This is a genomic window from Nocardia sp. NPDC003963 (assembly GCF_053605105.1).
Genome location: NZ_JBSGIP010000010.1, coordinates 125,977 through 146,607 on the forward strand (window position 1 = coordinate 125,977; position 20,631 = coordinate 146,607).

A 20,631-nucleotide genomic window follows, 5' to 3' on the forward strand; every position below is an offset into this window, starting at 1 on the left:
GGCCTCAGTCGATCCGCCGCCGATGTGCCCAGCGGGTGAGCGCGTTCCGGTTGGACTGCTGGGTCTTGCGCAGCACATTCGACGCGTGCGTCTCCACCGTCTTCACCGAGATGAACAGTTTCTCGGCGATCTCGCGATAGGTGTAACCGCGGGCCAGCAACCGCAACACCTCCAGCTCGCGCGGTGTCAACGAATCCAGTTCCGGGTCCAGCGGCGGTTCGGGAACCGGCGAGCGCCCGGTGAACGAATCCAGCACGAAACCGGCGAGCCGCGGACTGAACACCGCGTCACCACCGGCCACCCGGCGGATCCCGTCGGCCAGTTCGGCGCCGGAGATGGTCTTGGTGACATAGCCGCGGGCTCCGGCACGGATCACCGCGATCACATCCTCGGCGGCATCGGACACGCTCAGCGCCAGACATACCGGCCCACTGTCGATACCGTGCAACACGGCCACTCCGCCACCGTCGGGCATATGCACATCGAGCAGCACCACATCGGGTTTCGCACTGTTGATCCCCGCCACGGCCTCGGCCACACCACCGGCCTCGCCGACCACCTCCATATCCGTCTCCCGGCTCAGCTCGGCCCGTACCCCGGACCGGAAGACGGCGTGATCGTCGACCAGAAAAACCCGCACACCCAACCTCGCTGTGTTCATGGCGCGCCGCCGCGTGGGGTCGAGGCCCCCGACGTCCCGCCACCGCTCCTCGGCACTCGTACCCGGCCCGGGAAGGCTCGCCGCGGCCGGAAGTGCTCAATGGTCGCATACTCCGAACGGCCGACCACTTTTCGCTTCCGCCACGCCGACCGAACAGCGCGACGGCACCCGGTCTCGGTGCGCTGCGCCGGACGAGCGGCCGCGATCATCGTGCACCCCACGGCCCCGGATGTGGTGTGACGGAGAACCGGACGCACGGTGGGCGATCGGCGCCACCTGCCGCTCGTCGGCGCGGCGGCCACCACGGAGGGCGTCCTACGAGGTGATCGAAATCGGCTGGGCCCCAGCGGATCCATCAGCGGTGGCCGTTCGGGTGCACCGGGTCCGCGGCGGACCGATGCGTCCCGGCGAGACCGGCCGTGACGCTCCGGCCGGAACCGGTGCGTTCGCGGGCAGGTCCGGAAGCCGCCGCGGGATCCGGGGCGGCGGAACTCGCGGTTCCGTCCTCGGCGGCATTCGCCGAATCCGCTGTTCCGGAAGTTCCGGAATCCTCGCGCGGCATGATGATGCGCACCTCGGTGCCGCGCCCCGGCTCGGAGAGGATCTCCACCGTCCCGCCGCGCCGTTCCACCCGGGCGCGAATGGAACGCGCCAATCCGTGCCGGTCCTCCGGGACCGAATCGGGATCGAACCCGGTGCCGCGGTCGCGGACGAACACGCTGACCTGATGCGGTTCGGCTTCGGCGAACAGATCGATATCGGAGACTCCGGCGTGTTTGGCGGCATTCACCAACGCTTCCCGCGTGGCGCCCAGGACCGCGGTGAAATGTTCCTTCGGCAGGCCGGCACCGCGATCGGCTCCGTCCATCGCCACATCGCCCACCGTCACCGGGGTGACCTTCACCCCGTGCTGGTCCTCGACTTCACCGGCGATGGTGCGCAGCGCGGCGGCCAGACTGGATTCGGCCGGACCCGAATCGGCGAACAGCCAGCGGCGCAGTTCGCGTTCCTGACTACGCGCCAGCCGCAGCACCTCCTGCGGGTCACCGGCCTGGCGCTGGATGAGCGCCAGCGTTTGCAGTACCGAATCGTGCAGGTGGGAAGCTATCTCCTCGCGTTCCTCGTTACGGATCCGGGCGGCCCGTTCGGCATTGAGCGAATGCATCAACCGCAGGCCCAGCGGAACGGTCAGCAGACCCACCCCGATCAGCGTGGCGGCCACCGCCAGCAGCGCCGAGCCCAGTGAACCCCAGTCCACCTGCGAGAGCACCACCACCGCCAGACCGGTGACCACCAGCGTCACCCCGGCGATGATCCGCGACCAGGTCACCACCGACGGTTTCGCCGGCATCCCCACCAGCGACCGCGGGCCGTCGGCATCGTATTCCCGCCACACCAGCGCCGCGCCCACCGCGATCACCACGATCGGTGCGATCACCCGGGCCGCCGCGCCACTGAACGCCCACGACACCGCAACCGACAGCCCCAGACCGAGCAGGGCCAGGCCGATCGCCTGCCGGCGCTCGGTACCCGACGGACGACCCGAATCCGCCCCGTCGGGGGTGAAGATCCAGAGCAGGCCGTAGGCGACTATCCCGGCCCCGGCCAAGGCGGACAGCAGCACGAAGACCATCCGCACCTTGAGCACGTCGATACCGAGATGGTCGGCGATACCGCCGGCGACCCCGCCCACGATCCGGCCGCCGGAACGGCGCACCAGCTGAGGGCTGTCGCTACCGGGAACCGCCCCGGACCCGGCAGCGGCCCCCCGCGTGTAGAAGGCAGGTCCGAACGGGCACATACCCTCGATACTGGCACGGGAGCGTCCCCGGCAGCCATGGGGAAACACCCTGATATCCGCATCGGCCGCCCCCATCGCCGGTGCTCAGGAGGTTTTCCGGAGCAACTTCAGGGTTCCCCCCGATGTGCGCTCGGGCATCCCGGGCGGACCATGGGGTCCATGACGAAAACGAGCTTCGGCGATCAGCTCCAGCAGATGTGGCAGACACGGCCGGTTCGGCTGCCCCGGCGGGGCCCGATCGCCGGAGTCGCGGCCGGGTTCGGCCACCGCTACGGGATCGATCCGGTGCTGGTACGGGTGGCATTCGTGGTATCGACCATTTTCGGTGGCGCCGGAATCGTGCTCTACCTCGCCGGATGGCTGCTGTTCCCGGAGCCCGGGAGCCGTGGATCGATGGCCGAATCGCTCACCCGCAAAGATCAGCCATCGCAGAATCAGACCAAGACCATCGTGCTGATCGTGGCCCTCGCGATCGCGGTGAGCACGATGGGCCCGGTGGGTATCGGACTCGGCGGATCCGGTGTCATCGCGCTCGCGCTCATGCTCGCCGCCTGGTGGATGTTGCATATGCGGTCTCCCGAACCCCCACCGCTGCCGCCCGGCACCAGCGAACCGGAACCACTGGGCACCCCGGGGACCACCGGATATCCGGGCGCCATGTTCCCGCAGGGCGGAGTCGACCCCTACGCTTCGGCTTCCGATGTCTACACGCCGTACACGAAGCTGCCGGACCGCTATATCCCGGACCCGCCCGCCGCCGAGTCGCAGCCCCCCGAGCACTCCGCCGACAGTCCTGTGGATTCCGCCGGTGCGCGTCCGCAGCACACTCCCCCGCAGCCGACCGGTACCGCGGCCCCCGGACACTCTCCGGACGCCGGGCCCGCGCTGCGCGCCGGCGACACCACCCCTCCCGCGAGCCGTCCCGAGAACTCTCCCGGCGCACCCACCGGCCCGCATACCGCCGTTTCTCCCGGAGACCGGCCCACCGGCGGTACCGGCCCCGACGCGCCCCGTGCCGCCACCACCAGGATCGATATGAACAAACCCGGTACCGGCCGATTCGAACAACGCACCCCACCGTCGTGGGATCCGCTGGGCGTCGCTCCGCTGGCCTGGGATCTCCCCGAACCCGGCCCCGGCCGCACGATGGTCGCACCGGCGGACGAGCCGCGCGCACGTTCCCGATTCACCCCGGTAGTCCTCGGACTCGCGGTCCTCGCCGCCGCGGGCGCCGGCGCGGCCGCCGTGGCCGGGGCCGAATGGATGACCCCGGGCCGGATCGGCGCGATCGCGCTGGCGGTGGTCGGACTGGGCCTGGTACTCGGTTCGTTCCGGCGCCGTGGACACGGCCTGCTGCTGGTGACCGCACCCCTGGCGGCCTTCGTGCTGCTGGCCGCGGTGATCGGACCGGTGGACCTGAGCAATTCGACCATGGGTGACCGCACCTGGGCACCGGCCTCGGCCACCGAGATGCGACCGGAGTACAAGGTCACCATGGGGTCGGGCACACTCGACCTGCGCGGTCTCGACCTGACTGCGGACAGAACCGTCGACGTGGATGTACGGATGGGTCAGGCGATGGTCCTGCTGCCCGAGAACATGAACGTACGCACCGACTGCAGCGTCCGGATGGGTGAGGCGAACTGCCCCGACGGGCTGACCGGTCCGGGCGGTGACGCCCCGGTCCTGAACCTGAATGTGAATGTACGAATGGGCGATGCGGAGGTGCGCCGTGGCTGATCAGCAGCAGCAGACGACCGAACGATCCGGACGGCGCGGAACGTGCGGCCGCGTCCGGCGCGGCGGTTTCTCTCCCGGACTGTTCTTCGCCGGAGTACTCGCGATCGTGCTCAGCGCCTGGGCGCTGGCCGGCCCGGGCCGATGGGATCCCACCACGATGATTCCGATCGGGTGGATCATCGTCGCGGTCGCGATCGTGGTCGGCCTGGTACTGGTCGTCTCCCCCCGGAGACGCCGCTAGCGACCGGCTCGACGACCCCACGAGAGAACCGGCCGGACCTGCAGTGGTCCGGCCGGTTCCCTCGTCACTCCCATTCGATGGTGCCCGGCGGTTTGCTCGTCACGTCCAGCACCACTCGATTGACCTCGGCGACCTCGTTGGTGATCCGGGTGGAGATCCGCTCGAGCACCTCGTAGGGCAACCGGGTCCAGTCCGCGGTCATCGCGTCCTCGCTGGATACCGGCCGCAGGACGATCGGATGCCCGTAGGTGCGGCCGTCACCCTGGACCCCGACACTGCGCACATCCGCGAGCAGGACCACCGGGCACTGCCAGATCTGCGCGTCCAGTCCGGCCGCGGTCAGTTCCTCACGCGCGATGGCATCGGCCTGTCGCAGCGTACGCAACCGGTCCTCGGTGACCTCGCCGATGATCCGGATCGCCAGCCCGGGACCGGGGAAGGGCTGGCGGGCCACGATCTCCTCCGGCAGTCCGAGCTCCCGGCCGACCGCCCGGACCTCGTCCTTGAACAGCAGCCGTAGTGGTTCGACGAGTTCGAACTCCAGATCTTCGGGCAGCCCACCCACATTGTGATGCGATTTGATGTTCGCGGTACCGGTACCGCCGCCGGACTCCACCACATCCGGGTACAGCGTCCCCTGGACGAGGAACTCGACCGTCGGCGCGGATTCGGCCGCCGCCTGCTCACCGACGACCTCGCCCACCGCGTCCTCGAAGGACCGGATGAACTCACGCCCGATGATCTTGCGCTTCTCCTCCGGGTCGGTGACACCCTTCAGTTCGCCCAGGAACTTGTCCACCGCGTCCACCGTGACCAGCCGGGCACCCGTGGCGGCCACGAAATCCCGCTGCACCTGCTCCCGCTCTCCCGCACGCAACAGCCCGTGGTCGACGAAAACACAGGTCAGCTTGTCGCCGATGGCACGCTGCACCAGAGCGCCCGCCACCGCGCTGTCCACCCCACCGGACAGAGCGCAGATCGCGTGCTTGTCACCGATCTGCGCGCGTACCTGTTCGACCATGACCTCGGCGATATTGGCCGCGGTCCAGGTCGGCGCGATTCCGGCCATATCGTGCAGGAACCGGCTCAGCACCTGCTGCCCGTGCGGCGAATGCAGCACCTCCGGGTGGTACTGCACCCCAGCCAGCTTCCGCGCACGATTCTCGAACGCCGCGACCGGCGCGCCCACCGTGGTACCGGTGACCGCGAACCCCTCCGGCGCGTCGGTGACCGCGTCCCCGTGGCTCATCCACACCGGCTGCACCCCGGGCAGCCCCTCGTGCAGCAGACCTCCGTCGATATCGAGTTCGGTACGCCCGTATTCGCGAGTCCCGGTATTGGTGACCGTCCCGCCCAACGCCTGCGCCATGGCCTGGAACCCGTAACAGATCCCGAACACCGGCACATCCAGGTCGAACAGGCGCGGATCGAGCGAAGGCGCCCCCTCGGCGTACACACTGGCCGGACCACCCGACAGGATCACCGCGAGCGGCTGCTTCTCCGCGATCTCGGCGACGGTGGCGGTATGCGGCACCACCTCGGAATAGACCTTCGCCTCCCGGACCCGGCGGGCGATCAACTGCGCGTACTGCGCACCGAAGTCGACAACAAGAACGGGTCTCTGGGAATGCGTCACCCGCATGATTCTAGTGATGCCCGGGAGGCCCTCACGTCGAGGTGCTCGATGCCCCGCGACCCCCTGAGTCGAGTCGTACGAGACATCCCGAAGGGTGGAGGCCCGGCCTCGCCTGCACGAGCAAGCCCCCACCTCACCTCAGCCGGCAACCGAAAGCCGACTACCGCACGCTCAAGCCGACCTTCTGGAACTCCTTGAGGTCGGAGTACCCGGCCTTGGCCATCGAACGGCGGAGGCCCCCGACCAGATTCAGCGATCCGAACGGATCGTCGGAGGGCCCGGTGAGGACCTGCTCGAGACTCGGTCGCACCGTCGCCGGCCGGGCGGCGTGGCCCGAGAGGAGTTCGTCCGCGAAATCCCAGGGTTCGTCGAGCGAGAGCAGCGAGCCGCGCGGTACCGAGGGATGAGCGGCCGCCGAAGGCCAGTACCAGCCGCGGCCCGGGGATTCGGCGGCCAGCGCAAGTGGCGCGCCGAGCATGGCGGCGTCCGCTCCGCAGGCGATGGCTTTGGCCAGCTGGCCGGAGGTGTTGATATCGCCGTCGGCGATGACGTGCACGTAACGGCCGCCGGTTTCGTCGAGGTAGTCGCGGCGGGCGGCGGCCGCGTCGGCGATGGCGGTGGCCATCGGTACCCCGATACCGAGGACCTCGCCCGTCGTCGTGGCGCCCTCCTGCGATCCGTAGCCGACGATCACACCCGCGGCGCCGGTCCGCATGAGGTGCAGCGCGGTCCGGTGATCACTCACCCCGCCGGCGACCACCGGGACATCGAGTTCGGCGATGAAGGTCTTCAAGTTCAGCGGTTCACCCGCGCCGACGTGTTCGGCCGAGATGATGGTGCCCTGGACCACCAGCAGATCGATACCCGCCTGGAGGAGGCCCGGGGTGAGATTACGGGCGTTCTGCGGGCTCACCCGCACCGCGACGGTGCCCCCGGCCGCGCGGACCTGCGCGACGGCCGCGGCGAGCAGCTCGGGTTGCATCGGGGCCGCGTGCAGTTCCTGGAGGAAGGCGACCGCCCGCTGATAGCTGCCCTTGTCGGCGAGTTCGACGAGCTGTTCGATCTTGTCGGCGACATCGGCGTGCCGCGCCCACAGACCTTCACCGTTGATAACACCCAATCCGCCGCGGCGGCCCATCTCGATGGCGAATTCCGGGGAGACCAGAGCGTCGGTGGGATGGGTGAGGAACGGAATATCGAATCGGTAGGCGTCGAGCTGCCAGGCCAGCGACACCTGGCTCGCCGAGCGGGTCCGGCGCGACGGAACGATATCGACATCGTCCAGTCCATAGGTTCGGCGAGCCGTCCGGCCCATTCCGATCTCGACCATATCGCGCACGAAATAACTCCTGTGTTGGTGGCGCGCTACCGCGCGCGAGTCCGGGCCCCCTCGGCCCCACGTTCTCCGTCCGCGATACCGCGCATACGTTTCGAGGACAGAACCGCAGAACTGGCCGCGATCCCTTTCCGGCTCGCGGAACGAGGCACCGATGTCATCGGTTTCACCAGGTGAACCGCGTAATTACACGTAAACCTTACACAGCGTTTCGGGCGCGTCGCCGCCCGCGGGTCGCGGCCTCCGGGGTTTCGCTGTTCAACCCTCGGGACCCGCGCCCGCGGCAGATCCGCTTCGCGGGCCGAACATCGCGACGGACCTCGGACTTTCCGCAGACCTCGTCGCATCCGGCACAGTGCCGTACGGCGGCCCGCAGAAATCGTCCGGTTCCGGCGTGGCGCCTCGGGGACCGGGCGCGGCCGCACGGCCTCCGTGCTCCCCACCCCGCGAGCGATACGGCCGAGCGGCAGCGCCGCCCGGCCGCCTACCTTCCGGTGTAGTTGGGGGCCTCGACGGTCATGGTGATGTCGTGCGGATGGCTCTCTTTCAGCCCCGCCGCGGTGATCTGGACGAACTGCGCTTCCTGCAGGCCGGGGATCGACTGGGCGCCGGTGTAACCCATGGCCGCGCGCAGTCCGCCGACCAACTGGTGGATCACCTGGTTGACCGGCCCACGGAACGGCACCCGGCCCTCGATACCCTCCGGTACGAGCTTGTCCTCGGCCAGCACATCGTCCTGGAAGTAGCGATCCTTGGAGAAGGATTTCGCCTGACCACGACCCTGCATGGCGCCCAGCGATCCCATCCCGCGGTAACTCTTGAACTGCTTACCGCCGACGAGGATCAGTTCACCCGGGGATTCGGCCGTGCCCGCGAGCAGCGAGCCGAGCATCACGGTGGAGGCACCCGCGGCGATGGCCTTGGCGATATCGCCGGAGAACTGGATACCGCCGTCGGCGATGACCGGGACTCCGGCCGGCTTACAGGCCGATACCGCTTCCAGGATGGCGGTGATCTGCGGAGCGCCGACACCGGCGACCACGCGGGTGGTGCAGATGGAGCCGGGTCCCACGCCGACCTTCACCGCGTCCGCGCCCGCTTCGACGAGCGCGGCGGCACCGGCGCGGGTGGCGATATTGCCGCCGATGACCTGGATCCGGTCGCCGACCTCGGCCTTGACCTTGCTGACCATGCTGAGTACCTGGCGCTGGTGTCCGTGCGCGGTATCGACCACGAGGATATCGGCGCCGGCGTCGGCCAGGGTCATGGCGCGCGACCACGCGTCGTCACCGACACCGACCGCGGCGCCCACCAGCAACCGGCCGTCCCGGTCCTTCGTGGCGTCGGGGAACTGATCGGTCTTGACGAAGTCCTTGACGGTGATGAGCCCGCGCAGCCGGCCCTCGCCGTCGACGATCGGTAGTTTCTCCACCTTGTGCCGGCGCAACAGTCCGAGCGCGGCCTCGGCGGTGACGCCCTCCTGGGCGGTGATGAGCGGCACCTTGGTCATCACATCGGCGACGCGCCGGTTCTGATCGACCTCGAAGCGCATATCGCGGTTGGTGATGATGCCGACCAGCGCGCCGGTCTCGTCGACCACCGGCAGCCCCGAGATCCGGAAGCGGGCGCACATGGCGTCCACTTCGGCGAGGGTGTCGGTGGGACGGCAGGTCACCGGATCGGTGACCATTCCGGCTTCGGACCGCTTGACGGTCTCCACCTGGCTCGCCTGATCGGCTACCGACAGGTTGCGGTGCAGCACACCCATACCGCCGGCCCGGGCCATGGCGATCGCCATCCGGGCTTCGGTGACGGTATCCATGGCGGAACTGACGAGCGGGGTCCGCAACGAGACCTCACGGGTCAGCTGACTCGATGTCTCGACCGAACTGGGGATCAGGTCCGAGGCGGCGGGGAGCAGCAGCACATCGTCGAAGGTGAGGCCGAGCATGGCGATCTTGTTCGGATCGTCACCACCCGTATGAGGGCGGACTACGGTGCGCTCGCCCGGTACGGGATTACTCATTCGGATCGACCCCTCCTGGACGTCGGCAGCACTACCGGGGTACGGCGACCCGATAGCGAACTGTTACTGGGATTGGACTACGGCACCGGTTCTGTTCTCCACCGGTGGTGGCCGGGTGATCGGTACTCGTCGGCGCCGTGACACCATGGTATCGGTCCGCTCGGACCGTGGATCAACTGAGGGCTGTACCCATCGATCGACGGGCGACGCCGAAACTGACGGCGCGGACGGCTGGCGCAGACCACCCTGTTCTGCGTACCGTGGGGATGTGCGTGACCATCTACCACCTGGCTTGCCGCCGGATCCGTTCGCCGGAGACCCCGCCGACCCGTCCGCCGCGCTCGATGCCATCGAGCCGGGGGAACCGCTGGATCCTCACGAGCGCCTTGCGGTCGAGGAGGATCTCGCCGATCTCGCAGTCTACGAGGCACTACTGGCCCACCGCGGAATCCGCGGGCTCGTGGTGAGCTGCGAGGATTGTCGGCAGGATCACTATCACGACTGGGATATGCTGCGCGCCAATCTATTACAGCTCCTCGTCGACGGCACGGTCCGCCCGCACGAGCCCGCCTACGACCCGACTCCGGAAGCCTACGTCACCTGGGATTACTGTCGCGGATACGCCGATGCCTCGATGAACGAGGCGTTCCACGGCGACGGGTTCGACGCCTTCGACAGCTGAGTCCCGGGGGCCGGCCCGTCCGGCGTGATCGGCTCGCACGACGAGGCCGATCGATCTTTCACGGCTACGACCGGTTCCACCGGCACACACACCGACTGTGGCCGAACACACGAATGGCCATCCATACGCGTATGGATGGCCATTCGTGTGTCACCGTTCAGTTGGTGGCGCCTCCCGGCGGGGTGGTCGGGATCTGCTGCGGGATCGACGGCTGCGGGGCAGTGGTCGTCGGCGGTACCTGCGGTACGGACGGCTGGGACGACCCGGGCGAACTGATCGTGGACTGGGTCGGCGGCTCCACCGAATCCGCTCCCGGCCCGCCGGGGGTGGACGGGCTCGGAAGCTGCGTGATCGTAGTCACCGGCGGCGGTACCACCGGAGCATTGGTGTCCGGCGCATTCGTATCCGGCGTATGACTGTCCGGGGCGTGCGTATCACCGGGACCCGGCCGATCGGGCGACGGGACCTCCGGCGCGATCGGCTTGTCCCCGCTACCGGGAACACCGGGGCGCTCGGGCTGGTTTCCCGGTCCCGGAGTCGTCGACACGGTGCTGCTGGGACGTTCGGTACTCCCACCGGGCGTCGACGGCGGCACCGGAGCGCCCGGATCAGGCGACGGAGCGGATTGCTCCAGCTGGGCGGCGATTTCCGGCGGGATCACCTTACGAACTTCTTGGAACAGCTGATTCCAGCGCTCGACCAGTTCGTTGCGTTTGGCCGGATCGTTCACCTGGGTGGTATTGGTCGAAGCCTGCTCCAACCGCTCCCGGGCTTCATCCGGCTTGCCCTGTTCGAGAAGAGTCTGCGCGGCGGCCAGATCGTCGCCCGCGTACTGCACGACCGTGCTCTGGGCCTGTTCGCTGAATACGACCTCTTTGACCCGCCAGAGCGCATCGCCGGGTTCGGCCTGATACGAGAACGCGGAGAGCCCGCCGAACACCAGCGCCAGCGCGGCGGCGGTCGTCGCGATCGGCCGCAGCAGCCGCAGGCGACCGCCCGATTGCGCGCTTATCCGCGCCTGCCGGGCACCGATCTCCTGGTTGACCGACGCGACCACCGTATCGAGATCGGGCGCGTCCGGTAGCGGCGGCGCCACGATCTCGGCCCGCCAATCCGCCAGCAGTGTCGCCAGCTGGAGTTCCTCGGTGCTCTCGGTAGGAATGGGTCCGCCACGGGCGATAGCGTCGATCAGTTCGTCGTCATGACGAACCGCGACGATATCCACCGGTTCGGATCCGGTACCGGAGCCCTCGGCGTAGGGATCGGTGTTCCGCGATGCACGCCGCGCCCATTTGTCGCCCCGACCGCGCCCGCCATCCCTAGCCATACATTTCACCTGCCCTCGCCACTTGTGCCTTCAATTTTGCGAGCGCCCGGTGCTGGGCCACTCGTATCGCGCCCGCCGTACTGCCCACGGCGGTTGCGGTTTCTTCTGCTGACAGACCCATGACCAGGCGCAGGATCAAGATCTCTCGATGTTTCTCCGGAAGCGTGGCCAGCAGGGTGTTCATCTGCCGGCTGGTTTCCGATTCGAGAGCTCGTTGCTCCGGGCCGTGGTCGGTGGATATGACATCTGGTACTTCGGCCATCGCCTCCGCCTTGTTACGGGAGGCGTTGCGATGGGCGTCGGCAACCTTGTGCGAAGCGATTCCATACACGAAGGCCATGAACGGCCTACCCTGGTCCTGATACCTGGGTAGCGCGGTCATGACCGCTAGACAGACCTCCTGCGCGACATCGTCCGCGGAGAGTTGTCCACGCTCCGCGGCACCGATCCGCGCGCGGCAATAACGCATCACCAGCGGGCGGACCATTTCCAGTACCTGAGCTAGAGCAGACCGATCGCCTTGCGCAGCAGCGGCGACGGCGCGGTCCAACTCTTCGCCCGTATGCGTCATCGTCAGCGGAATTCCTGGCGTTACAAAGTGGCACGGTCTGTGCTGACCGGTGCTTCCGCCGGTCCAGCGGAACGGGTCCACAATAGGACACCGGCGGCGGTACGGGTCGAGACGGTAGAACTCGGGTTACCAACCGGCATCGCGAAATAGCCCGCCACGCCGGGAGATGACCGCGCGACACGCGGCCGCGTCGCCGGTCGCCGTGTCGCGCTCATCCGATCCGGCGGCCAGACCGCCACGCAACATGGCGCAGGCCCAGCGCAACGGAACGAGCCCGGCGGCCCGGCATTCCTCGTCGATACGCTGTGCCAGTGCGCGCGCCCGGTCCGGCTGTCCGGCGGCGCTCGACGCGGCGGCCACCAGTAGCCGCGATTTGATGTGATGCCGGACCGAGGGTCCCCGTTCGGCCAGCGTCAGCGCGGCTTCGGCGTCGATCAGCGCCGGCTCCCCGCGACCGTCGGCCAGCGCGGTTTCGGCACGCACCCAGTGCCACCGCACCCGGGCCCGCGGCCGCTCGGGTCCACCGGAACCGGATCCGGCGGGTACCGGGCGGTCCAGCAGGGCGGTACAGCGGTCGAGCAGCCGGGTGGACAGGGCGGTCCGGCCCACGCCCAGCGCGTCCGCCGCCAAGCCGATCAGCGCGTCCGCCGCGGCATCGACCGCATCGGGCCGGCGGGCGTACCCACCGGAATCGGCGGCCGCCGTCTCCAGCGCCGGGGAGCCGGGCCGCAGCGACCCGGCTCGGGCGGCCGATACCGCCGGGAGTACGAGCGCGGCGGCCCGCCCGTCCCAGCCCGCGGCCCGTTCGTGCCAGCCCAGCTGACGCAGTAGTGACCCCTGTGCCGACGCGGCGAGTGAGAGCAGCACCGGATCGGTGGTCGCCCCGGACAGGCGGCGCAGCGCGGAGCGCGCGGCAGCGTAGTGACCCGCGCCACCCAGGGCGACCGCTCGCCACCACATTTCGAGGGGCTCGGACGGCTCCGGCAACCCGGCAGCGGTTCGATCCGGTCGCGGGCCGAACGCGGCGTCGGCGAACAGTGGGAAAACGGATTCGGGGCGGGTGCCGGGGGCGATCACCGGTGCACTGTACCGATCACCGAATCCGCCGACGGCCGTATCGGACAGGCCACCACGAACCGACAACCGGCCAGCTATTTCTCAGCATAAATCGAATCGACCGTGTTTCGATCAGGTTAATCTCCGCCGATCAATCCATGAGCAACCGTGCATCGAATTCGGGGACGTTTCACTTAATTAACCCAAAGGCCCCTCGGCGGCCATCTGTGATCGTATCGAGATCGGGACACCTTAACCCACCGATGCGGCACCCGGTGCGGAATTCGGTCCGGACCGTTCGAAAATACCCGAAGAGGTCTCGCTCACCTGCGAATTCGTCGACCAGCAGGTACACGTCGGCAGCCCCGCGAACAGGGCAACCTCATAGTATCGCCGGGCGATTAGCGAAAGTAAACAGTCAACGAGGTTAAATTCAGTGCGCAAAACATCCGATAAATCAGAGCGTCAAACTGTTGACGGAATTTCCTCGGTACCCCTAACGTAACTCATCGCCACGGACGGCGCCGGACGAAAACATTGCCGGGCGTCGACGGCAGCGGTGCACGACGGCCGACGCATGTGGCCCCGCGCGCTCGTACGAACGCCGGGCACCGCCGAGAGAAGCCGTACCCATCACTCGCTCGACAATGCCGACGAGCTCGCGTCAACGAGGAGTTCCCCCATGCCCATGCCCACCCACCTCCCCGGGCCGAACGCCGACGTCTGGGACTGGCAGATGCGCGGTTCCTGCCGGGGTGTGGATTCGGCGGTGTTCTTCCATCCCGACGGGGAGCGCGGAAGAGCCCGGGCTGCGCGCGAACTGCGCGCCAAGGAGATCTGCAGGTCGTGCCCCGTGCTGATGCAGTGCCGCTCGCATGCTCTGAAGGTCAGTGAGCCCTATGGCATCTGGGGCGGAATGTCGGAAACCGAACGGGAGATGCACGCGCGCCGTAACCGTCGCCGGATGGCGGTGTAGGCGCGCGGGACCCGCGCCACGCCCGACCGGCGCGACACCACGTGTTCTCCGGGGCCGCATACGCTCTCGGTCATAGCTTGCGGTTATTGTTATGACCGATGACACAGGAGAGTATCGAGCTCTCAGCGCTCTTGCAGCGCTGCGGCCACTCGGATGCCGAGGCTTTCGCCGAACTCTACGACCGGACCCGCACCCGGGTCTTCGGTCTGGTGTTGCGTGTCCTACAGGATTCCGGGTTCGCCGAGGAGACCACCCAAGAGGTCTACCTGCAGACTTGGCGCACAGCGGCAAGTTTCGATCCGGCGCGCGGATCGGCGGTGACCTGGCTGATGACCCTCGCCCATCGCCGCGCGGTCGACCGGGTGCGTGCCGAACAGGCGCATACCCAGCGTGAGATCGCCTACGGTGCCCGGATACTCGGGCACGAATACGACGAGGTCATCGAGGAGGTCGAGCGCAAACTCGACCATCAGGCAGTGGTCGTCGGTCTGCGCACCCTGACCGAGACCCAGCGCGAGGCGATATCGCTCGCCTATTACGACGGCCGGACCTATGCCGAGGTGGCCCGCCATCTCGATATCGGCCTGCCCACCGTCAAATCCCGTATCAGAGACGGGCTGACCAGGCTGAAGAAGAGTATGGGAGCCCCGGCATCGCTCGGCGAACGACTACCCATACGAGAACGGGCCGTTCACATTCCACAGCGGATGTGAACGGCCCGTTCCAGTACGGCGGCCGGTTCCCGCCGGGTGGCGGGAACCGATGAACCGGACTGCGATCAGTGGGCGTGACCGTGCCCGTGGTCGTCTTCCTCTTCGGCGGGCTTGTCCACCACGGCACTTTCGGTGGTGAGCACCATCCGCGCCACCGAGGCCGCGTTGATCACGGCCGACCGGGTCACCTTGACCGGGTCCACCACACCGTCGGCGAGCAGATCACCGTAGGTGAGAGTGGCGGCGTTGAAGCCGTCCTTGCCGTCGCCGACCTTGCTGACGACGACGGCACCGTCGACACCGGCGTTGGTGGCGATCCAGTACAGCGGCGCCCGCAGCGCGCCGCGCAGCACCTCGGCGCCGATGGCCTCGTCACCGGACAGCCCCGCGATCAGGCCGTCGAGCTTGGTGCCCGCCTGGACCAGCGCGGTACCGCCACCCGGGACGATGCCCTCCTCGACAGCTGCCTTGGCCGCGCTGACCGCGTCCTCGACGCGGTACTTGCGCTCCTTGAGTGCGGTCTCGGTGGCCGCGCCGACCTGGATCACGGCGACACCGCCGGCCAGTTTGGCCAGCCGCTCTTCCAGCTTCTCCCGGTCCCAGTCGGAATCGGTGGCCTCGATCTCGCGGCGCAGCTGGGCGCTACGGGCGGCGATATCGTCGCCGCTGCCCGCGCCGTCGATGATCGTGGTGGTGTCCTTGGTGACCACCACGCGCCGCGCCGAACCCAGCACCTCCAGGCCCGAATCGCGCAGGTTGATGCCGAGGTCCGGGTTGACGACCGTACCCGCCGTCACGACGGCCAGATCGTCGAGGAACGCCTTGCGGCGGTCACCGAAGAACGGCGCCTTGACCGCGACGGCCTTGAGGGTCTTGCGGATCGAGTTGACGACCAGGGTGGACAGCGCCTCGCCCTCGACGTCCTCGGCGATGATCAGTACCGGCTTACCGGATTCGGCGATCTTCTCCAGCAGTGGCAGCAGGTCCGGCAGGGAGCTGATCTTCTCGCGGTGCAGCAGGATCTGGGTGTCCTCCAGCACGGCTTCCTGGCTGTCGCCGTCGGTGATGAAGTACGGCGACAGGTAGCCCTTGTCGAACTGCACACCTTCGGTGACGACGAGTTCGGTCTGCAGGGTCGAGGATTCCTCGACCGTGACCACGCCGTCCTTGCCGACCGTGGTCAGCGCCTTGCCGACCATTTCGCCGATGACCTCGTCCCGCGAGGAAACGGTGGCGACCTGGGCGATGGCCTGTTCGCCGCTGACCGGGGTGGCCGCGGCCAGCAGGGCCTCGGATACCGCGTCGGCGGCCTTGGCCAGGCCGACGCCGATCGCGATCGGATTGGCGCCCGCGGCGATGTTCTTGAGTCCGCCGCGCACCAGCGCCTGGGCCAGCACGGTGGCGGTGGTGGTGCCGTCACCGGCGACATCGTTTGTCTTGGTGGCGACACTCTTGACCAGCTGGGCGCCGAGGTTCTCGAACGGGTCCTCGAGATCGATATCACGCGCGATGGTGACACCGTCGTTGGTGACGGTGGGGCCGCCGAACGATTTGGCCAGCACTACATGCCGGCCACGCGGACCGAGAGTGACCTTGACCGCATCGGCGAGCTTGTCGACACCGCGCTCCAGCGCCCGGCGAGCCTGCTCGTCGAACTGGATCTGCTTTGCCATATGTCTTCGCTCCTGTATCTGGTGCGCTTCGAATGTGTGGCACAACGCACTCCGCCCCGGGTCGGATGTTCGACACCGGGGCGGAACGCATGCGCGGCAGTCGAATTACTTGCCGACGACAGCCAGCACGTCGCGCGCGGACAGGATCAGGTATTCCTCACCCTGGTACTTGATCTCGGTACCGCCGTACTTGCTGTAGATGACGGTGTCGCCCTCCTGGACATCCAGCGGGATGCGCTTCTCACCTTCGTCGTCCCACCGGCCGGGGCCGACGGCGACAACGGTGCCCTCCTGCGGCTTCTCCTTGGCCGTATCGGGGATGACCAGGCCGGAGGCGGTCGTCGTCTCGGCCTCGTTGGCCTGGACGAGGATCTTGTCCTCGAGCGGCTTGATGTTCACGCTCGCCACGTTGAGCCCTCCACTTTCAGGGGATAACGGTCGTCCGGAACTGTTGTCCCGGACCATCGATTCGGTCACGATGCTGACCCTGCGCAAAGCCCCGTCGTCGCGGGTGCCGGGACCGCCTGCTCAGTAGTCAAGCCTGGCACCGGGCAACAATCGGTGCCGACTAGCACTCTATACATGAGAGTGCCAGCACTCAAGGGCGGGCGCTGCCGACAGCGTGCCGATTCCGATGGAATCGATCGCGCTGTCACCAAGACGCCACGGCCGGGGCCGCTGGTCGCCGGTTGGAAGCGCGCCTACCGGGTAGCCCCGAGAGAAGAGGGCTTCCCAATAATTCTCCGACTCTGTAACGTTCGGATAACAGATCGTGACACCATGTGTGATGGTTGTTCGCGAAACCACCGTTCACCGCAGACAACGGCGGTTTCGCGAACGCCTTCAGGCATGTCCGGACATCGCCGTCCGCCATGACCGCCGCATCCACTCGAAGGGAGGTGAAGTGAGTATGCGCACATCGCTCGGCATCTCGGCCGGGAACGAAGTGGTGTGCTCCGCACTGGTCACCACCGCCGTCAACGGCGCGCGAACCTTCGACTACCGGGTGGTTTCCGCGGACGCGCATTCCGATCTCGGTGATCTCGTCGCCTCCTCCATCGAGTTGATGACCACCCAGCTGCCCGCGAGCCACCCGCACGAGGCGATTTTCGGCAGCCAGATCCCCGCCGCCAAGACCTCGGGTCTCGATGTGATCGCCGACCGTCCGCCCACCGGTGTCGCGATCGCCTACCGCAGCCAGGAACAGGCGCACGCGATCCGGCTCGCGACCGGCAAACATCGCGACCCGCAACTGGTTCCGGAGACCACCGCGGCGCTCACCTTCCTGCGCGATACGGGATTACTGGATCGCTACGGCACGGTGGCCGTGGTCGATCTGGGCGCCTCCGGCTGTACCGTCACGGTGGCCGATCCGGCCGACGGCACCGTCGCACACACCGCGCGTTCCACTACGGTCAGCGGCCGCGCGATCGACGATCTGCTGTACCGGCACCTGGTCGATCAGCACTACGCCCGCCGCGGCACCCGGCCGAACCGCAGTGTGCTGGTGAACCGGGCCCGCACCGCCAAGGAACACCTGTCGGTGACCCAGGCCGTCACCATCGACCACATCGCGGGCCGGCCGCTGAAACTCACCCGTACGGATTTCGAATCACTCACCGCCGGCCTGATGCGCGAACTCGCGCGCTTCTCCTCGATGACCTTCGGCATGGCCGACCGCGCTCCCGAAGCGGTGGTGGTGATCGGCGGCGGCGCGAATATCCCGGCGGTACTGGAGACACTGCGCACCGAACTGGATCTCCCGGTACTCACCGTGCCGGATCCGGACGCGGTGATCGCCAAAGGAGCGGCCCTGCTGGCCGATACCGCGCGATCCACCGCGCCGATCGGAGCGCTGACACCGGATAAATCAGGGAACACCCTGCTCAAAGCGTTCGGTACGGTCGCCGGCGCGATCGTGGTGGTGGGATTGATCGTCGGGTACGGGGTGAACACCATGGCCCCGAGTTCCGACGAGGAGGTCTCCCCCGCCGGTACCACCAGCAGCGCGCAGCTGCCGACCACCACGACGATCGCCCCGACCACCACGAGCGTGGTGCCCAGCACCACCGAGGAGGTCCCCCAGCAGCCCGTGGAGGAACCCGCGGACGCCGGTGAGGGTGCGCCCACCTATATCGAGCCACCGATGACGGCAGACCCCACCACGGGCGAATATCCGTCCACCGGCGAAGCACCCACGACATCGGGGGAACCCCCGTCGCCGACCACGAGCACCACCACATCGCCGGAGAGCGAACCACCCACGCTACGACCGGATCCGAATCTGCCGCATATCCCCTTCCCGGAGGGCATCGGGCCGGGCGGGTCCGCCCCGGTACCGCCTTCCTCGGATCAGCTGCCGACCGACGAACCGTCCACCTCCGACGTCCCGCCGCCGACCGGGTCACAGCGCACCCAGACGACGCTGGAGCTTCCGCCGCCCCCACCACGTCCGCAGTTGCCCGGGTCCGGCTCGGCGGGATAGGCCGTCCCGAGATCCGTTCACGCGGGGGCGCTGTCGCGGCCACGGCGAGCTGCACGGAAAGTACTCGCGATCGTCGCCGGCCGGACTATCCGAGGGCCGTCGTGAAACGGGCGGGGATCGCCGGTACCGGCGATCCGGATCAGCCCACCTGGCTGACCGAGACCGGCAGACCGGGATCGGAGGCCACCGACAGCGGTGAAGGTGCGGCACCGCCGCCGATCACATGCGCGCCCAGCGCCGCGATCATCACCCCGTTATCGGTGCACAGCCTGGGTTTCGGGATCCGCAGCGTCAAACCGGCGGCGGCGCACCGCTCTCGCGCCAGCGAGCGGATCCGGGTGTTCGCCGTCGCGCCGCCACCCAGCACCAGGGTGTCCACACCGACATCCTGTGCCGCACGCACGGCTTTCATGGTGAGCACATCGGCGACCGCCTCCTGGAAGGAGGCCGCGATATCGGGAATCGGCAACTGTTCCGGCTCGACTCCCCGCCTGGTCTGCCCTTCCACATAACGCGCCACCGCGGTCTTCAGACCGGAGAAGGAGAAGTCGTAGCGCGGATCCCGTGGGCCGGTCATCCCGCGCGGGAAGGCGATGGCCGCGGGGTCGCCGGTGACCGCGGCCGCGTCCAGGGCGGGGCCCCCCGGGTAGCCGAGACCCAGCAGCCGGGCGACCTTGTCGAACGCCTCCCCGGCGGCATCGTCGACGGTACTGCCCAACTCGATCAGCGGTTCCGACAGATCCTTCACGTGCAGCAGATGGGTATGCCCACCGGAGACCAGCAGCGCCACACAGGGTGGCATCGGCCCGTGCTCGAGCGTATCCACCGCGACATGGCCGCCGAGATGGTTGAGCGCGTAGAACGGGATATCCCACGCCGCCGCATAGGCTTTCGCGGCCGCGACGCCGACCAGCAGGGCACCCGCCAGCCCGGGGCCGATCGTCACCGCGAGCGCGTCGGGCGCGGTGATCCCCGCGGCCGCCAGGGCACGCCGCATGGCCGGCACGATCGCCTCGAGATGGGCCCGGGAGGCGATTTCGGGCACCACACCGCCGAAGCGGGCATGTTCGGCCACACTGGAAGCGACCTCGTCGGCCAGGAGTTCACAGCTGCCGTCGGGATGGCGGCGGACGATTCCCACACCGGTTTCGTCGCAGGAACTCTCGATACCCATGACGATCACGACAACACCCCGTCCGGGGTCCGGGTGCCGAAGACCACCGGTACGTCTTCCAGTGCCGGGCGGCGCATCGTGTAGGCGTCGGCACCGCTGGGGTGGTAGTAGTTCTTGCGCAGGCCGATGATATGGAAGCCGTGTTTGGCATACATCGCTATCGCGGCGGCGTTATCGGTACGCACCTCGAGGAAAACCGGTCCGCCACGGCGCCCGGCCTCGGTCAGCAGCGCCTCCAGCAGCAGTGTTCCGATACCGGCGCGATGGCAGGTCGGATCGACGCCGATGGTGTGCACCTCGGCCTCGGGGTGCTCGGCATCACCCAGTAGGGCGATACCCGCATAGCCCACCATGTTCCCGTCGTCGTCACGAGCGGTGATGTAGCGGTTGTACCGGGCGGCCAGTTCGGAGCGGAACGATACGGCCTGCCACGGATCATCCTCCGGGAACAGCAGTTGCTCCAGTTCCACACAACCCGCGATATCGGTCGGCTCCATGGGTTCGATACGAATTCCCGTGGTACGAATTGCCAT

General features: G+C 68.1%; 18 protein-coding genes. 6 read left to right on the forward strand and 12 right to left on the reverse strand.

Going from position 1 to position 20,631, the window contains the following annotated elements; all coding sequences use genetic code 11:
- Positions 1–4 precede the first annotated feature (4 nt).
- Positions 5–661 carry a response regulator gene (locus ACWEWT_RS19280; RefSeq protein ID WP_452560663.1) on the reverse strand — a complete coding sequence of 219 codons (657 nt, stop codon included), beginning with the start codon at positions 659–661 and terminating at the stop codon, positions 5–7.
- A 355-nt stretch (positions 662–1,016) separates the two neighbouring features.
- Complete coding sequence (locus ACWEWT_RS19285; protein WP_452560665.1) at positions 1,017–2,462, reverse strand: ATP-binding protein; 1,446 nt, start codon at positions 2,460–2,462, stop codon at positions 1,017–1,019.
- A gap of 159 nt (positions 2,463–2,621) precedes the next feature.
- Between ACWEWT_RS19285 and ACWEWT_RS19290 the strand changes: the two genes are divergently transcribed.
- Together ACWEWT_RS19290 and ACWEWT_RS19295 are read left to right on the forward strand one after the other, a co-directional pair.
- Positions 2,622–4,202 carry a PspC domain-containing protein gene (locus ACWEWT_RS19290; RefSeq protein WP_452560667.1) on the forward strand — a complete coding sequence of 527 codons (1,581 nt, stop codon included), beginning with the start codon at positions 2,622–2,624 and terminating at the stop codon, positions 4,200–4,202.
- Entirely contained in the window at positions 4,195–4,443 is a 249-nt protein-coding gene (locus tag ACWEWT_RS19295; protein WP_452560669.1) for a hypothetical protein, read from the forward strand. Before ACWEWT_RS19290 ends, ACWEWT_RS19295 begins: the two co-directional genes overlap by 8 nt.
- A gap of 64 nt (positions 4,444–4,507) precedes the next feature.
- On the opposite strand, the gene guaA is transcribed toward ACWEWT_RS19295, so the two are convergent.
- The 3 genes from guaA to guaB form a co-directional block, all read right to left on the reverse strand.
- Positions 4,508–6,085, reverse strand: a complete 1,578-nt coding sequence (gene guaA, locus ACWEWT_RS19300; protein WP_452560670.1) for a glutamine-hydrolyzing GMP synthase — start codon at positions 6,083–6,085, stop codon at positions 4,508–4,510.
- 154 nt (positions 6,086–6,239) lie between these two features.
- Positions 6,240–7,418: a GuaB3 family IMP dehydrogenase-related protein gene (locus ACWEWT_RS19305; protein WP_452560672.1), complete on the reverse strand. Its 1,179-nt coding sequence runs from the start codon at positions 7,416–7,418 to the stop codon at positions 6,240–6,242.
- A gap of 481 nt (positions 7,419–7,899) precedes the next feature.
- Positions 7,900–9,441, reverse strand: coding sequence for an IMP dehydrogenase (guaB, locus tag ACWEWT_RS19310; protein ID WP_452560674.1), 1,542 nt, complete (start codon positions 9,439–9,441; stop codon positions 7,900–7,902).
- A gap of 268 nt (positions 9,442–9,709) precedes the next feature.
- On the opposite strand from guaB, the gene ACWEWT_RS19315 reads away from it, so the two are divergent.
- Positions 9,710–10,123, forward strand: coding sequence for a DUF5319 domain-containing protein (locus ACWEWT_RS19315; RefSeq protein ID WP_030522220.1), 414 nt, complete (start codon positions 9,710–9,712; stop codon positions 10,121–10,123).
- Positions 10,124–10,280: 157 nt separating this feature from the next.
- On the opposite strand, the gene ACWEWT_RS19320 is transcribed toward ACWEWT_RS19315, so the two are convergent.
- The 3 genes from ACWEWT_RS19320 to ACWEWT_RS19330 form a co-directional block, all read right to left on the reverse strand.
- Positions 10,281–11,450 carry an anti-sigma-D factor RsdA gene (locus ACWEWT_RS19320; RefSeq protein ID WP_452560676.1) on the reverse strand — a complete coding sequence of 390 codons (1,170 nt, stop codon included), beginning with the start codon at positions 11,448–11,450 and terminating at the stop codon, positions 10,281–10,283.
- The gene (locus tag ACWEWT_RS19325) at positions 11,443–12,021 is read right to left on the reverse strand and encodes a sigma-70 family RNA polymerase sigma factor (RefSeq protein ID WP_449903245.1); all 579 of its coding nucleotides are present in this window, start codon (positions 12,019–12,021) and stop codon (positions 11,443–11,445) included. Before ACWEWT_RS19325 ends, ACWEWT_RS19320 begins: the two co-directional genes overlap by 8 nt.
- 126 nt (positions 12,022–12,147) lie before the next feature.
- The gene (locus tag ACWEWT_RS19330; protein ID WP_452560678.1) at positions 12,148–13,098 is read right to left on the reverse strand and encodes a hypothetical protein; all 951 of its coding nucleotides are present in this window, start codon (positions 13,096–13,098) and stop codon (positions 12,148–12,150) included.
- 661 nt (positions 13,099–13,759) lie between these two features.
- Here ACWEWT_RS19330 and ACWEWT_RS19335 point away from each other — a divergent pair.
- Positions 13,760–14,053 (forward strand): WhiB family transcriptional regulator, encoded by a 294-nt coding sequence (locus tag ACWEWT_RS19335; RefSeq protein WP_030522224.1) that lies wholly within the window; start codon positions 13,760–13,762, stop codon positions 14,051–14,053.
- Between the two features lie 98 nt (positions 14,054–14,151).
- Complete coding sequence (gene sigK / locus ACWEWT_RS19340; RefSeq protein ID WP_452560680.1) at positions 14,152–14,766, forward strand: ECF RNA polymerase sigma factor SigK; 615 nt, start codon at positions 14,152–14,154, stop codon at positions 14,764–14,766.
- Between the two features lie 65 nt (positions 14,767–14,831).
- Here sigK and groL read toward each other — a convergent pair whose 3' ends face one another.
- Both groL and groES read right to left on the reverse strand, forming a co-directional pair.
- Positions 14,832–16,439, reverse strand: coding sequence for a chaperonin GroEL (gene groL, locus ACWEWT_RS19345; RefSeq protein WP_452560681.1), 1,608 nt, complete (start codon positions 16,437–16,439; stop codon positions 14,832–14,834).
- Between the two features lie 105 nt (positions 16,440–16,544).
- Positions 16,545–16,847: a co-chaperone GroES gene (gene groES / locus ACWEWT_RS19350; RefSeq protein WP_030522227.1), complete on the reverse strand. Its 303-nt coding sequence runs from the start codon at positions 16,845–16,847 to the stop codon at positions 16,545–16,547.
- Positions 16,848–17,349: 502 nt separating this feature from the next.
- Between groES and ACWEWT_RS19355 the strand changes: the two genes are divergently transcribed.
- Complete coding sequence (locus ACWEWT_RS19355; protein WP_452560761.1) at positions 17,350–18,924, forward strand: Hsp70 family protein; 1,575 nt, start codon at positions 17,350–17,352, stop codon at positions 18,922–18,924.
- A gap of 139 nt (positions 18,925–19,063) precedes the next feature.
- On the opposite strand, the gene tsaD is transcribed toward ACWEWT_RS19355, so the two are convergent.
- Complete coding sequence (tsaD, locus tag ACWEWT_RS19360; RefSeq protein ID WP_452560683.1) at positions 19,064–20,107, reverse strand: tRNA (adenosine(37)-N6)-threonylcarbamoyltransferase complex transferase subunit TsaD; 1,044 nt, start codon at positions 20,105–20,107, stop codon at positions 19,064–19,066.
- A complete protein-coding gene (gene rimI / locus ACWEWT_RS19365) occupies positions 20,104–20,631 on the reverse strand; it encodes a ribosomal protein S18-alanine N-acetyltransferase (protein ID WP_452560685.1) in 528 nt (175 codons plus the stop codon). Before rimI ends, tsaD begins: the two co-directional genes overlap by 4 nt.

Coding starts and splice junctions, on each gene's coding strand:
- ACWEWT_RS19280 (WP_452560663.1), bottom strand. CDS start 661: ATGAACACAGCGAGGTTGGGTGTGCGGGTTTTTCTGGTCGACGATCAC.
- ACWEWT_RS19285 (WP_452560665.1), bottom strand. CDS start 2,462: ATGTGCCCGTTCGGACCTGCCTTCTACACGCGGGGGGCCGCTGCCGGG.
- ACWEWT_RS19290 (WP_452560667.1), top strand. CDS start 2,622: ATGACGAAAACGAGCTTCGGCGATCAGCTCCAGCAGATGTGGCAGACA.
- guaA (WP_452560670.1), bottom strand. CDS start 6,085: ATGCGGGTGACGCATTCCCAGAGACCCGTTCTTGTTGTCGACTTCGGT.
- guaB (WP_452560674.1), bottom strand. CDS start 9,441: ATGAGTAATCCCGTACCGGGCGAGCGCACCGTAGTCCGCCCTCATACG.
- ACWEWT_RS19320 (WP_452560676.1), bottom strand. CDS start 11,450: ATGGCTAGGGATGGCGGGCGCGGTCGGGGCGACAAATGGGCGCGGCGT.
- ACWEWT_RS19325 (WP_449903245.1), bottom strand. CDS start 12,021: ATGACGCATACGGGCGAAGAGTTGGACCGCGCCGTCGCCGCTGCTGCG.
- ACWEWT_RS19335 (WP_030522224.1), top strand. CDS start 13,760: ATGCCCATGCCCACCCACCTCCCCGGGCCGAACGCCGACGTCTGGGAC.
- sigK (WP_452560680.1), top strand. CDS start 14,152: ATGACACAGGAGAGTATCGAGCTCTCAGCGCTCTTGCAGCGCTGCGGC.
- groL (WP_452560681.1), bottom strand. CDS start 16,439: ATGGCAAAGCAGATCCAGTTCGACGAGCAGGCTCGCCGGGCGCTGGAG.
- ACWEWT_RS19355 (WP_452560761.1), top strand. CDS start 17,350: ATGCGCACATCGCTCGGCATCTCGGCCGGGAACGAAGTGGTGTGCTCC.
- rimI (WP_452560685.1), bottom strand. CDS start 20,631: ATGGCAATTCGTACCACGGGAATTCGTATCGAACCCATGGAGCCGACC.